The 13,802-nt window shown below is 63.9% G+C and carries 11 protein-coding genes; 7 read left to right on the top strand and 4 right to left on the bottom strand.

Annotated elements, in window-relative coordinates; translation table 11 throughout:
* Positions 1–596 precede the first annotated feature (596 nt).
* From NN5_RS05540 to argJ, 3 genes are read right to left on the bottom strand one after another with little or no spacing between them, the layout of a single operon-like run.
* On the bottom strand, positions 597–1,418 hold the full coding sequence (locus NN5_RS05540) for an inositol monophosphatase family protein (RefSeq protein ID WP_067733031.1): 822 nt from the start codon (positions 1,416–1,418) through the stop codon (positions 597–599).
* Positions 1,415–2,038, bottom strand: coding sequence for a glutathione S-transferase family protein (locus NN5_RS05545; RefSeq protein ID WP_067733032.1), 624 nt, complete (start codon positions 2,036–2,038; stop codon positions 1,415–1,417). Before NN5_RS05545 ends, NN5_RS05540 begins: the two co-directional genes overlap by 4 nt.
* Entirely contained in the window at positions 2,038–3,264 is a 1,227-nt protein-coding gene (argJ, locus tag NN5_RS05550) for a bifunctional glutamate N-acetyltransferase/amino-acid acetyltransferase ArgJ (RefSeq protein WP_067733033.1), read from the bottom strand. The genes NN5_RS05545 and argJ overlap by 1 nt, the downstream gene beginning before the upstream one ends.
* Positions 3,265–3,351: 87 nt before the next feature.
* On the opposite strand from argJ, the gene NN5_RS24965 reads away from it, so the two are divergent.
* The 7 genes from NN5_RS24965 to NN5_RS05585 all read left to right on the top strand — a co-directional run bounded on the left by NN5_RS24965 (position 3,352) and on the right by NN5_RS05585 (position 12,752).
* The gene (locus tag NN5_RS24965) at positions 3,352–4,017 is read left to right on the top strand and encodes an energy transducer TonB (RefSeq protein WP_084384757.1); all 666 of its coding nucleotides are present in this window, start codon (positions 3,352–3,354) and stop codon (positions 4,015–4,017) included.
* Positions 4,018–4,084: 67 nt separating this feature from the next.
* Positions 4,085–4,363 carry a hypothetical protein gene (locus tag NN5_RS05560; protein WP_067733035.1) on the top strand — a complete coding sequence of 93 codons (279 nt, stop codon included), beginning with the start codon at positions 4,085–4,087 and terminating at the stop codon, positions 4,361–4,363.
* A 114-nt stretch (positions 4,364–4,477) separates the two neighbouring features.
* Positions 4,478–7,216 carry a preprotein translocase subunit SecA gene (secA, locus tag NN5_RS05565; protein WP_067733036.1) on the top strand — a complete coding sequence of 913 codons (2,739 nt, stop codon included), beginning with the start codon at positions 4,478–4,480 and terminating at the stop codon, positions 7,214–7,216.
* 466 nt (positions 7,217–7,682) lie between these two features.
* Positions 7,683–9,920 (top strand): TonB-dependent receptor, encoded by a 2,238-nt coding sequence (locus NN5_RS05570; protein WP_067733037.1) that lies wholly within the window; start codon positions 7,683–7,685, stop codon positions 9,918–9,920.
* On the top strand, positions 9,920–10,969 hold the full coding sequence (locus NN5_RS05575; RefSeq protein WP_067733038.1) for an ABC transporter substrate-binding protein: 1,050 nt from the start codon (positions 9,920–9,922) through the stop codon (positions 10,967–10,969). The genes NN5_RS05570 and NN5_RS05575 overlap by 1 nt, the downstream gene beginning before the upstream one ends.
* Positions 10,969–11,994, top strand: a complete 1,026-nt coding sequence (locus NN5_RS05580) for a FecCD family ABC transporter permease (protein WP_067733039.1) — start codon at positions 10,969–10,971, stop codon at positions 11,992–11,994. The genes NN5_RS05575 and NN5_RS05580 overlap by 1 nt, the downstream gene beginning before the upstream one ends.
* Entirely contained in the window at positions 11,991–12,752 is a 762-nt protein-coding gene (locus NN5_RS05585; RefSeq protein WP_067733040.1) for an ABC transporter ATP-binding protein, read from the top strand. Before NN5_RS05580 ends, NN5_RS05585 begins: the two co-directional genes overlap by 4 nt.
* Before the next feature lie 48 nt (positions 12,753–12,800).
* On the opposite strand, the gene NN5_RS05590 is transcribed toward NN5_RS05585, so the two are convergent.
* Positions 12,801–13,703 (bottom strand): phytanoyl-CoA dioxygenase family protein, encoded by a 903-nt coding sequence (locus NN5_RS05590; protein WP_067733041.1) that lies wholly within the window; start codon positions 13,701–13,703, stop codon positions 12,801–12,803.
* Between the last annotated feature and the right edge of the window lie 99 nt (positions 13,704–13,802).

A 13,802-nucleotide genomic window follows, 5' to 3' on the forward strand; every position in this document is an offset into this window, starting at 1 on the left:
AGAGGACCTGCACTGATACCAAGATCGGCCCAGAGGAAGCCTAAGGGCAGCTATGCTGCTTTCAGTTGCCAAGACCGGACAGTCTCCTACCGGCCCATATCCAGTCGTACTGCGATGGCCGATCGCGGAAGCACTGGACGTCCACTATTGGCGAGACCTGCCGTTCGACACGTCACTTGGTAAGGACCGCAAAGTCCCAAACCTAGCCGTGGTTGAATGCCCGCTTCCCGGCGCGGGAAAATCGCTTTCGAATGGCGACAATGGCCGCAAAGGGACAGGATGAACGCCCTTTAATGCCCTTTCCATTCCCAGTCATTCTCCGCGAAACCATTTTCCTACCGGTATCGGCCTGCGGTATCCTCGCCGCCATGTCCCAACAGCGTCATCCCTGCCATCGTGCGGTTCCCGTCCGCGCCGGTGCTGCCATGCGCCGGTCACAAGGTGACACTTCGCGCCGCAAGGTGACAGGTTTACCGCGTAAAGTGACACATCACCCGCATAAGGTGACACTTCCGGGCCAAGGTGACAGGTTTTCCTCAGGACTGTGTAAAGCGTGTCAACCAGGGCGTAACCTTGCGCCGCGCGGGCGGCGGAAATCAGCCCAGCGCCGCGAGACGCTCCGCCAGATCGTCGAACAGCGCTTTCGACGAGGCGCCGATCATCCCGCGCCGTTCGAATTCATCGACGCGGTAGGGCGAGCCGTCCGGCCGGGCGCAGAAGCCGCCCGCTTCGTTGAGGAACAGCGCGCCCGCCGCATGGTCCCAGGGCAGGGTGCGCTCGAAGACCGAGAGGTCGTTGGTTCCGAGCACGATGCGGGGGTACTGCTCGGCGGCGCAGCGCGGGATGTCGACGAGGCGGTAGTGCGGGGCGATGTGCTCGCGGATCTGTTCGCGGCGGGCCTGTTCGAGGAACACCAGCGAAATCGCGGCGACCGGCAATGCCTCGCCGCTGGGCGTGGCCATGACGCGCTCGCCGTCGATCCAGGCGCCGGCGCCCTTGCCCGCGTGGCAGAAGCGGCCGGTCAGGCAGTCGAGGATCCAGCCGCCCAGCGTCTCGCCCTTGTCCGCCAGCGCGACGAGCACGCCGAAGGGGGGCTTTCCGGCGGCGAAGTTGTTGGTGCCGTCGAGCGGGTCGACGATCCAGCACAGGCGGTCCTTGAGCCGGTCCATCACGCTGGCATCGGCGAACGTCGCTTCCTCGCCCACCACGGCCGCTTCGGGCAGCAGGGCGGAGAGCCGCTCGGTCAGCAGCGCCTCGCTGTCCTTGTCGGCCACCGTCACCACGTCACCGGGCGCCTTGGCATCGATCTCGGCGCTGGAGAGCGACTGGTAGCGCGGCAGGATCGCGCGCTCGCTCGCCTCGCGCATGATGGCTTCGACAGCGCGGGTGAACGTGGGGGTGAAGGCAGGCGTGATCATGTGAGCGGGATCATCACCTGCTGCGCAAAGCCGGGGCGGGCCTTGATGCGGCCATACCAGTCCGCGATCGCGGGGAACTCCGGCTTGTCGAACGGCAGGCTGAACCATGTATAGGCATAGACGCCCATCGGGATGTCGCCGATGCCGAACTGGCCGCCGGAGAGCCAGGGCTTTTCGCCGAGATAGCGTTCCATGACCGTCAGGTGCTGGGCGCAGGCGGCCACGCGCTGTTCGATCGCGGCCATGTCCCATTGCTCGCGCGGTGTGCGGGCGAAGCTCAGGAACGGCAGGCGCTGGGCATCGGCATAGGCGAACTGCCAGTCCATCCAGCGCTCGGCCAGCGCGCGGTCGATGGGATCGGCGGGGAACCAGCGCTCGCCGCCGTATTCGGCCGCCATGTAGCGCAGGATGGTGTTCGATTCCCACAGCGCGACCTTGCCGTCCTCGATCATCGGGACAAGGCGATTGGGGTTCCTGGCGAGGTACGCCTCGGTGTAGCCGAACTGGCCGCCGATATCGCGGCGCTCGTATGTCAGGCCGAGTTCTTCCGCGAACCACGCCACTTTCTTGACGTTGTGCGAGTTGAGCCGACCCCAGAGGATGAAGAACGGCGTGGCCATCAGCTTCGGTAATCCGCGTTGATCGAGATGTAGCCGTGCGTGAGATCGCAGGTCCAGACGGTGGCGAGGCCGTCGCCAAGGCCCAGATCGACTTCGATCGTCACGTCATGCCCCTTGAGGTGTTCCGCCACCGGCGCTTCGTCGTAGTCGGCGAGCGGCAGGCCCTCAAGCGCGGCCCAGATGCCGCCGAAGCCGATCGAGAGCTTGTCGCGGTCGGCCGGTTCGCCAGCCTTGCCCACGGCCATGACCACGCGGCCCCAGTTGGCATCCTCGCCCGCAATCGCGGTCTTCACCAGCGGGGAATTGGCGATGGCAAGGCCCACCTTGCGCGCACTCTCGTCCGAGACGGCGCCACTGACAGTCACGGCGATGAATTTCTGCGCCCCTTCGCCGTCGCGCACGACGAGGTGGGCGAGCTGGCGGCACACGTCATGGACAGCGGCGTAGAAGGCATCGGCGCCCGGGCTCTCGAACGAAGTGAGCGGCGCGTTTCCTGCCTTGCCGGTGGCGAAGGCGAGAACGGTGTCGCTGGTCGAAGTGTCCGAATCGACCGTGATGCACGAGAAGGTGCCGAGATTCGCGGCGGAAAGGCATTCCTGCAGGAACGCGGGATCGACGGCCGCGTCGGTGAAGAGATAGCCCAGCATGGTCGCCATGTCGGGCGCGATCATGCCCGAGCCCTTGATGATGGCGCTGATCGTGATCTTGGTATCGCCCACCATGGCCGTGGCCGTCGCACCCTTGGCGAAAGTGTCCGTGGTGGCGATGGTGTTGGCCGCGTCTTCCCAAGAGCAGGGCTCTGCGCTCAGGGCCTTGGCCACGCCCTCGCGCGCCTTGTCCTTGGGCAGCGGCACGCCGATCACGCCGGTCGAGGAGACGAAGACCTGCTCCTTGGGGCAGCCGAGGTGAGCGGCGACTTGATCCATGATCTGCTCCACCGCCTCGCGCCCGCGATAGCCGGTGAAGGCGTTGGAATTGCCCGCGTTCACCACCAGCGCCCGGGCCGCACCCTGCTTCACGTTGGCGCGGCCGAGTTCCACTTCGCTGGAACAGCACAAGTTCTTGGTGAACACACCCGCGACGGCCGTGCCTTCCTTGAAAGTGACGTAAGTGAGGTCGCAGCGGCCCCAGTCCTTGTAACCCGCGCGCACCACGTGCGGCGTGACGCCGGCGATCTGCGGCAGAGCGGGGAAGGGCGTGGCGAGCGGAGAGACGGGATAAGCCATGGATGCAGCGCGTAGCGCATGACTGTTACAGGTCAAGCGTTGCCGAACACCTTCGCCGGGTTGAACGGAGGTTAAAGCTTGGAAAGTGTGTTTACAGACGAACTGCGGATTATCATGAGTAGCGCTATGCTAATGATTATTCCGCCGTTTTCAGCCACTTTACCGGCATCACCCAACGCCACGGAGGCGCTTCAAGTTGAAGCGGCCACGTTGACGCGTGACAAAGCCAGTCCGGCGATACCGCTTGGAGATCCCGGCGGATGGATCCGTTCGTCGGATTACCCCTCGACTGCGGTGTCAGATGAAAGTGAAGGGCGCGTTTCGGTCGTCCTTAAAGTTGACCCGCAAGGCCGTGTGGCTTCCTGCACCGTAACGGTCAGCAGTGGCATTGCGACTTTGGATGACACGGCCTGCAACCTTATGGTTCTGCGCGCCGTGTTCAGCCCGGCAACGGATGCCAAGGGTAAGCCGACATGGGGAAGCTACCGCACCAGCGTAGTCTGGAAAATGAACGACCCGCTTCCCGTGCCCGAAGCAAAGTCGGCGACGACGTCTTTCATCATCAATACCGATGGAACGACGAGCGAATGCCATATGGAAGCAAAGGGTTTGACACCTGATGAGATCGAACAAAGCCTGAAATTCTGCAGGAACGCTGCCTACCTTCCAGCCACAGATGCATATGGGGAGCCAATAGCGCTCCGGGTTCGTTTCACCAACAAGTTGGAAGTAGAGCCTTTAACCGGAAAGTAGCGGTATTGGGCGGACCGTCCCATCTGCGAGGTAGACACTGCTGATCTCCCGCCCTATCTGCATTCCCATGGCCAATCGCCTGCTCCTGACCCTGCTTGCCTTGCTTACAGGCCTTGCCGCGCAAATCGGCCCGGCCGAGGCGCGTGCGTCGCAGGTTGCCAGTATGCAGGTCGCGGTGCTCGGAGAGGCCGCTCAGGCCAAGGCGCCGCGTGCGCCGGTTGCCCTGGCCCGCTTGCCCGAACCGGGGCGCCTCAACACCCGGCGGCACGCCCCGGCGCTGACGCAAGCGCCGATGGCCCTTGCCGTTCCGGCTGTCCTGACCGGGATCGACCGCGCCCGCGAATAGCGGCCTTCGCGCAAACCGGCTTTCGCTTTTCAGCGAGTTTTTTCGACGCGCCCGTCCTGATGCCGGCGCGTACTCGAACCCATACACAGTCATCCAAGAACAGGGATTCCGCCCATGCTCGGCGCCATCGTCAAATCCATTTTCGGTTCGTCCAACGACCGCTATGTCAAGTCGCTCGACAAGATCGTCCAGCAGATCAATGCCTTCGAACCCACGCTGGAAGCGATGAGCGACGAGGAAGTGGGGGCGCAGACCGTCAAGTTCCGCGAGCAACTCGCTGCAGGCTCGACGCTCGACCAGATCCTGCCGGAAGCGTTCGCCACGGTGCGGGAAGCCTCGAAGCGCGTGTTCGGGATGCGTCACTTCGATGTGCAGATGATCGGCGGTATCGTCCTCCATCGCGGCGAGATCGCCGAGATGCGCACGGGTGAGGGCAAGACGCTGGTGGCGACCACCGCGACGTATCTCAACGCGCTCGAAGGCAAGGGCGTGCATGTCGTCACCGTCAACGACTACCTCGCCCGCCGCGATGCCGAGCACATGGGCAAGCTGCACAATTTCCTCGGCCTGACGGTCGGCGTGATCGTGCCCAATCTCAACGAATTCGAACGCCGCGAGGCCTATGGCGCCGACATCACGTATGGCACTAACAACGAGTTCGGCTTCGACTACCTGCGCGACAACATGAAGCACGAGCGTTCGCAGATGGTGCAGCGCCCCTTCAACTTCGCGATCGTCGATGAAGTCGACTCGATCCTGATCGACGAAGCGCGCACGCCGCTGATCATCTCGGGCCCGACTGACGACAAGTCGGAACTCTACATCGCGGTCGATGCGATCGTGAAGCAGCTGGTGCCCGAGGACTACGAGACCGACGAGAAGACCAAGAGCATCACGCTCACCGAAGACGGCGTCGAAAAGACCGAGCGCATTCTCGAGAACGCCGGGCTGCTGGTCGGCTCGAACCTCTACGACGTCGAGAACACGCAGGTCGTCCACCACCTCGATCAGGCGCTCAAGGCCGTGGTCATGTTCAAGCGCGATACCGACTACGTGGTGAAGGACGGCAAGGTCGTCATCATCGATGAGTTCACCGGCCGTATGATGGATGGCCGCCGCTGGTCCAACGGCCTGCATCAGGCGGTGGAAGCCAAGGAAGGCGTGAAGATCGAGCCGGAGAACCAGACGCTCGCTTCGATCACCTTCCAGAACTACTTCCGCATGTACCCCAAGCTTTCGGGCATGACCGGTACGGCGGCGACCGAAGCGGCGGAATTCTACGACATCTACAAGATGAACGTGGTCACGATTCCGACCAACCTGCCGATCATGCGCGTTGATGAGGAAGACGAGTTCTACAAGAACACGCTCGACAAGTTCGGCGCCATCGCCAAGCTGATCCGCGAGAAGCACGAGAAGGGCCAACCGGTCCTCGTCGGCACTGTCTCGATCGAGAAGTCCGAACTGCTCTCGGACTTCCTCAACAAGGAAGGCGTGAAGCACTCGGTGCTCAATGCCCGTTTCCACGAGATGGAAGCGCATATCGTGGCGCAGGCGGGCCGCCTCGGCGGCGTGACTGTTGCCACCAACATGGCGGGGCGCGGCACTGACATCCAGCTCGGCGGCAACGTCGAATTCCGGGTCGACGACGAACTCAAGGACATGCCCGAGGGGCCTGAGCGCGAAGCGGCCATCGCCCGCATCAAGATGGAAGTGGCCGAAGAGAAGCAGAGAGTGCTCGACGCCGGCGGCCTCTGCGTGATCGGCACTGAGCGCCACGAAAGCCGCCGCATCGACAACCAGCTGCGCGGCCGTTCGGGCCGTCAGGGCGACCCGGGCCTGTCGAAGTTCTACCTTTGCCTTGAAGACGACCTGCTGCGCATCTTCGGGCCGGACACGCTCTTCGCCAAGATGATGAACAGCAACCTCGCCGATGGCGAGGCGATCGGCTCCAAGTGGCTCTCCAAGGCGATCGAGACCGCGCAGAAGAAGGTCGAGGCGCGCAACTACGAGGTCCGCAAGCAGGTCGTCGAATACGACGACGTGATGAACGACCAGCGCAAGGTCATCTACGAACAGCGCGCCGACATCATGGATGCCGAGGCGGTGGACGACGTCGTCGTCGACATGCGTCACGACACGATCAATGCGCTGGTGGCTGACGCCTGCCCGCAGGGTTCCTATCCCGAGCACTGGAATATCGAGGGTCTGAAGGAAAAGGTGAAGGAGACCCTGGCGCTCGACATTCCGATCGAAGCCTGGGTGGACGAGGCCGGTATCGAGCCCGAACTGGTCGAGGAGCGTATCACCGAACTGGCCGACGCGCATATGAACGCAAAGATGGTCCAGGACGATCCGGCGATCTGGCGCCAGGTCGAAAAGTCGATCCTGCTGGACCGTCTCGATCACTACTGGAAGGAACACCTCGCCACGCTCGACGCGCTGCGCCAGGTGGTGTTCCTGCGCGCCTATGCGCAGCGCACGCCGATCAACGAGTACAAACAGGAAGCTTTCGGCCTGTTCGAACGCATGCTCGACACCATTCGCGAGGACGTGACCCGCATCCTGTCGGTGAGCGAGCTGCGCATCCCCGAGCCGCAGCAATTGCCGGAGCTGCCGGACTTCCTGACCGGCCACATCGATCCGCTGACAGGGTTTGATGATTCGGACGATGCCGATGGCTCGGCTGCACAGGCGGCCTTGTTTGGTTCGCTGGCGGGAAGCCCGCAGGCCGCGGCAGGCCCCGGCGGCACGGGCGAAAATCCTTACGCCGACCTGCCGATCAGCCGCAACGCGCCATGTCCTTGCGGTTCGGGCAACAAGTACAAGCATTGTCACGGCGCGCTGGTCTGAGCCAGCGCGCATTCGTCCGGCCGCCGGGAAAGGGCGCACCGGCGCGGGCCCGATAGCGGCCGCAACCTGCCTATGCCGGCCTGCTCCGTGCTGGCCGGTTCCGGCATGACAACGGCCTCATCGCCCCTTTAGCGCGATGAGGCGTATCGCCTGACCGGCCTCCTCAATTCTGTTTGGCTTCGCGTCGCCGGAGCTTGCCTTTTGCGGGCGATCGCCCGCAGGCGGCGGGGATGACGTGCGGCCCTGCCGGTCACGGTTCCACCCCTCCAATACGTCACGCCTATTTCCGGAAACGTCGCCATCTGGCCATCCATGTTGTGCAATTGCGAGATTAACTATATTCCATCGTATATAGTGAGTCGGGGGGAGAGGGCGATCTGGTCAAGCTAGGGGGCTTATGACGATGGATTCTGGGGGACCGCTTTCGTTCGCGATTGCCGCAAGGCGACTGTCATTTGCGGGAGGCATGGCGCTTGGTCTGATGCCGGTGCCGGGGCTGGCGGCCGATGCAGACGAGGGTGAAACTGCTGCGTCGTCTATTCTCGTCATCGGCGTGCCGCCGCCGGACAGCGAGACCCAGGTCGGGCAAAAGGACAGCACGGCCACTGTCTATGAAACTGGCGCCAGAGGCATTGATCTGAAGGGATCACCGGGCGGCGCCAATATCTATCATGCGCTCTCGCTGTTGCCCGGCGTCAATGCCGGATCGGCCGATGCCATCGGGCTGGCCAATATCCCGGGCGGCAACAAGGGGCTGCGTGTGCGCGGCGATCTTATGAGTCACGGTGCGGCGGGCACAATTGACGGGATCCCGATCAGCAGCCTCAATCCCGGCCCGGGCATGATGTTTCTGGTCGACAGCGGCAATCTGGCAGGGCTCTCGCTGGCGCAGGGGCCGATCGCGCCCAATATGCCGGCCTTTATCACGGCGGCGGGCGTGGCCGATATGCAGATCGACTGGCCGCACGACGAACCGGGACTGCAAACAACGCTTGCAGCCGGCAGCCACAATTTCATGCGCGGCTTCGTGCGCGCCGATAGTGGAACCATGGGCAATGCCTCACTGTTCCTGTCGGGCTCGTGGGCCAGTGCGGACAAGTGGCGCGGCCTTGGCCGTTCGCCCGACGGCAATCTCAATCTCACCGGTGGTTTCAAGGTGGCGAGTGGCGGACTGACCGCAAAGCTGCTCGCCACTTACGTCGACAGCGCGCAGTACAACTATCGTGCGCTCACATATGATCAGGCGCGCGACCTCGGCACATGCCGCGACTTCGATTTCCTGACGACGGTGCCGGCTGCACAATCCGACCGCTGGCAATATTACCGCTACAATCGCCAATCGTTCAAGAACACGCTCGTGCTGGGCGATATCAGCTATGACTTCGGTGATAGCGCGCGGATCACCTTCAAGCCTTACTACATGAAGGAGAAGGGCGAGTATTTCGATGGCATGAGCACGGGTATCGTGCGCAACTGGCTGATCAATCACGATTTCTACGGGTTCGTTGCCGAAGGCGCGGCACGCGTTTCGATCTTCGAGCTGCGCGCCGGGATCTGGCACGGCCTGTTCGATCCGCCGGGCCCGCCGACCACGATCAAACTCTATACGCCCGATGGCAAAGGGGGCTTCAGCGCCGCACGCTGGATGATGCTGGTAAAGCCGACCGAGCATCACCGGATCGACAGCCTCTATGGCATGGTCACGGCCCAGACCGGCGGGCTCACGCTCGATCTGGGGGCCCGCTACATCCGTCAGGTCGCCGCCGGGCTGACGTTCTACAACACGGCCGGTATCGGCGATGTCAGCGTTGCCGAAGCCTTTGATGCCTCGACAGGCATCGTCGCATCGCGCAGTGCAGACCGGAAAGTCATGCATGCGTTTCTGCCATATGGCGGGCTGCGCTACGAATTCTCGCCCCGGCTTGCCTGGCACCTCGCGGCCGGGCGCAATTACGGCTCGGCCGGCTTTGACGTCTGGCCGACCTATCAGCAGAACTTCGCTGCTTTCAACGCCGCCGGGCTGACCGCCAACGTGCTCTGGCAGAATCTCCGCCCTGAAATCACCACGGCGGTGGACATGGGCCTGAAGTGGACGTTCCCGGGCGGGTTCTTTTCCCCCACCGTCTATTTCGCCGACAGCAAGGACCGTTCGGTTGCCTATGACAACGGCATAGGTCTTTCCTATGCGCAGAACGTTGCCAAAAGCCGTGCCTATGGCGTCCAGGCGGCGCTGCAATGGGCACCGGCAGAGGCCGTGGAACTGTTCGGATCGGCGTCATGGGGGATCAACAAGTTCCGCGAGGATCTGCCGGTCCTTTCGGGCACTTCGTCGACTTCCGCGACACAAGTCAAAGGGCTGCAGTTCCCCGATGCGCCGAAATTCATGGCGACGGCCGGCATGACGCTCTCGTTGGGAAACGCCCATTTCACACCGGTGCTCTCGGCGATGAGCAAGCGCTATGCCGATACCGCGCATGAACAGCCCATCGCAGGCCGGGTGACGCTCGATCTGAATGCGGGCTATACGATCAGGACCCTGAAACCGGGAACAGTCGATCTCTCGATTTCCGTCATCAACGTGTTTGACAAGAAGTACATCGACATGATCAACGCATCTTACTTCGCGCAGACCAGCACGAGCACAGCCGCCTTCTATCCCGGCGCGCCGCGTACCGTGATCGGCAAGGTGGGCTTTCGTTTCTGATGACTGGCAACCTCTTCGCCAGGATCGGCCTTCTCGTTTTCCTGTCTCTCGCCTGGCTGTCCGTTCCGGCCGGCGCGCGCACCGTGCGTGACATGGCCGGGCGGAGCGTTATCGTCCCCGATCGCGTCGTGCGCGTCTATGCGGGCGCGCCGCCCGTGACGCAGATCGTACATGCGCTTGCGCCCGATACTTTGGTCTCGTTCAACGCTTCCGGCATGGGCAGCGTGCCCAAGGCCTATGCGCCGTTTCTGGGCGCCCGCACAGCGGCATTGCCCAATCTCGGCAACATGATGGGCCACGGGATGACGGCCGATATCGAGGCGGTGCTGGCGGCACGGCCCGATCTTGTGATCCTCTGGAAGAACGGTTTCATCGACAACGGCATCACGCTCGCCCGCTTCAGGGCCGCGAAAGTGCCGGTGCTGCTGCTCCAGCTCGATACGCTGGACGACATGCGGCGCGCCTTTGTGCTGCTGGGCGATGCGCTGGGCCGGCAGTCGCGAGCGCGTCTGCTGGCCGGCTATATCGCCCGGACACAGGCCCGGATGCGCAAGTTCGCGGCTTCGATCCCTCCGGCAAAGCGCGTGCGGGTCTTTTATGCGGAATCGCCTGACGGGCTCGCGACCGATTGCGATCGTTCCTTCCATGCGCGGCCGATCGCGGATGCGGCGGGGCAGAACGTCTATCGCTGCACCCAGTCCGGCGTGATGGGCATGGAGCGGATTTCGCTTGAGCAGATCATCGCCTTCGCGCCGGACGTGATCGTGACGCCAGACCCCGGCTTTCCCGCCCGCGCCCGCGCCGACAGCCGCTGGCGCAAGGTTCCCGCGGTCGCCGCCAACCGCTTCGTGGTGGTGCCGGCCGTGCCGTTCAACTGGATAGACCGCCCGCCGGGCTACATGCAGGCGATCGGCATTCCCTATCTGGCCAGCCGTTTCTATCCCGGCCGTTTCCGGTTCGACGCCAAAGCGGAAACCCGGGCGTTCTACCGCCTGTTCCTGCAGCATGAGCCCACCGGCGCGGAACTAGACAGGGTCCTGACGCCCTGATGCGAAGAAGCGGCACGCTCAGTATCGCGGCCCTGCCGCTGCTGGCCGTGGCCTTGCTGGCAACGGTCGTCGCGGCGCTGTGCATCGGCCGGTTCGCCATCGGTCCCGGAGAGCTGCTGGCCCTGATCTGGCCGGGAGGCCGCCATGCCATAGCATCGGACCGGCTCGCGATGCTCGATACGATCGTGTGGCAGATCCGCCTGCCGCGCATTGCCGCCGCCGTGCTGGTGGGGGCTTCGCTCAGTGCATCGGGGGCCGCGTTCCAGACGGTGTTCCGCAATCCGCTGGTTTCGCCCGGACTGCTCGGCGTCGGGGCAGGGGCCGGATTCGGGGCCGCGCTGGGTATGCTGCTGTCGCTGGAATGGACGCTGGTGCAGCTTCTGGCTTTCGGCATGGGGCTGCTGGCGGTGGGGATCGCGGCGGGCATTGCCCGGATATTCGGCGGCGGCTCGCCGATCATGCTGGTGCTGGGCGGGATTCTCACTGCCGGATTGTTCAACGCGCTGCTCTCGCTCGCGAAATATGTGGCCGATCCCTACGACCAGCTTCCGGCCATCGTCTATTGGCTGATGGGGACGCTTTCGCTGGCCGATCCGCCGCAGGTCGAGCGCGCGACGGTGCCGATCCTGCTGGGCATCGGCGTGCTGGTCCTGCTGGGCCGGGCGCTCGATGCCTTGTCGATGGGCGATGACGAGGCCCGCACGCTGGGAGTTCCGGTGGGGCAGGTGAGGGCCGGCGTGATCGCGGCGGCAACGCTGATTTCCGCGCTGACCGTCTCGATCGCGGGGATGATCGGCTGGATCGGCCTTGTCGTCCCGCACCTGGCACGGCTGCTGCTCGGTCCCGGAAACACCCGGCTGATCCCCGCTTCGGCGATGATCGGGGCGATCCTGCTGGTCGCGGCCGATGGCCTTGCGCGCGGTATCTCGACCGTGGAGATCCCGATCGGCATTATCACCGAGCTGCTGGGCATTCCGATCTTCCTCGCGGTTCTGCACCGCGTCCGGCGGGGCTGGGGCGCATGAAGGGGGATCACCGGCTCTGCGCTCGCGGCATCCGGCATGGCTGGGGGGACAGGCAGGTGCTCAGCGGCGTCGATCTCGAACTGCGCTCGGGCGAACTGGTGGCGCTGCTGGGGCGCAACGGGGCCGGCAAGAGCACGCTCATGCGGCTGATGCTGGGGCTGGACCGGTTGCAGCATGGCACTGTCGAATTGGATGGCCGGCCGGTCGGCAGCATGAATGCGCGCGAACGGGCAAAACTGCTGGCCTATGTGCCGCAAGGGCATCTCGCGCCTTTCCCCTATACGGTCCGTTCGGTCGTTGAACTCGGGCGTTTGCCGGCTACCGGCCTGTTCGGCCGGCTGAGTGCCGGAGACAGGGACCATGCTACGCGGGCCATGGAAACAATGGCGATCGCCGGTCTGGCCGAACGGCCTTATACCGAACTTTCGGGCGGGGAACGCCAGATGGTGCTGATCGCGCGCGCGCTTGCGCAGGGGGCGCGGCTGCTGCTGATGGACGAGCCGGTTTCAGCGCTGGACTATGGCAACCAGCTGCGCCTGCTGGCCCGCCTCGAAGCGCTTGCCGCCGATGGCATCGGCGTTCTGTTCACAACCCACCATCCCGATCATGCCCGCAGCGTCTGCAGCCGGGCCTCGCTGCTGGACCATGGTGCGATCATTGCTGACGGCCCGCCCGAAGCCGTGATTACAAAGCAAAGCCTCGCTGCGCTTTATGATCTGGACCCCGCCATCCCGTTCTGGAGCCAACCAGGGGACTAACCCGTCACCGGCTACGTTCGGCGGCAGGAATGGCGGGGGCGATGCTCTTCAGGCGGTTTCGTCCTGCCGCACCTGATGGCGCATTTCTTCAAGCGGCCGGGCATGGCTGACACGCAGCGCGTCGATCTCGGCGGGGGCGTATTTCCAGGGCTGGTCGAAACCGATGTTGACCGTGCTGTAGCCGAGAAGCTGGCGGCAGCGTTCCGATGCGCCCTTCATCATTTCCGGATCAAGGAGCAGCGGGAAAAAGCCCATCGGCCGCATCCAGGGATGGATATATCCGGCGATGACCCCGGCGCGCTCCCGGTCCTTGCTCCGGTTGGCGCCAGTGCCGTGATAGAGCCGCCCGTCATAGATGAGCGCGGACCCCGCCGGGCCTTCCGCCGCCACGCTTTCATACCGGACCGAACCGTCCTTGATGGGAAGATGGCCGAGGCGGTGGCTACCGGGCACGACACGGGTGGCCCCGACTTCCTCGTCGAAATCGTCGAGAAACCAGATGACGCGGGCAAAGAGCGGGGCGTCGTAATGGGGCAGGATATAGTCGGTGTCGCCATGAATGCCCATGTCGCGGCTGCCGGGGCGGGTGACGTTCGCGCTCAAGGCATGGAGCAGGAACGGTTCGTTGAGATAGCTGGGGCCGAGGATGAACTGCGCCATTTCCATCGCCATCGGATCCTCGACCAGATCGCGGAAGCATTCGTGCCGGTCCATCAATATGGCAAGGCGCCGGTTGGTGGCATCGCGGTCGGTGTAGGATTCCTTGATGTTCCCGGCCTTTTCCTCCTTCTCGATTTCCCGGCTCAGCACGGATCGCATCAGCCGGACCTGCTCGGGGCTGAGCGCATCCTTCAGGATGCCATAGCCGTGTTTGGTGACATCGGCCTTGACTTGCTCGCGGTCGGTCGTGGCGGTGGGCAAGGGGCCTTCGGACACGGGAATGATCTGCATTTTCAGTCCTCTCGAAATCGCTTTTGTCCCGGCATGGCTAGACCGGCCGCCTCCACCGGGCATCGTCCGTGAGGACGATATTGCCCTGCGAGGCGGAAA

This window comes from Novosphingobium naphthalenivorans NBRC 102051 (genome assembly GCF_001590985.1).
In the GTDB taxonomy this organism is placed as follows: Bacteria; Pseudomonadota; Alphaproteobacteria; order Sphingomonadales; family Sphingomonadaceae; genus Novosphingobium; species Novosphingobium naphthalenivorans.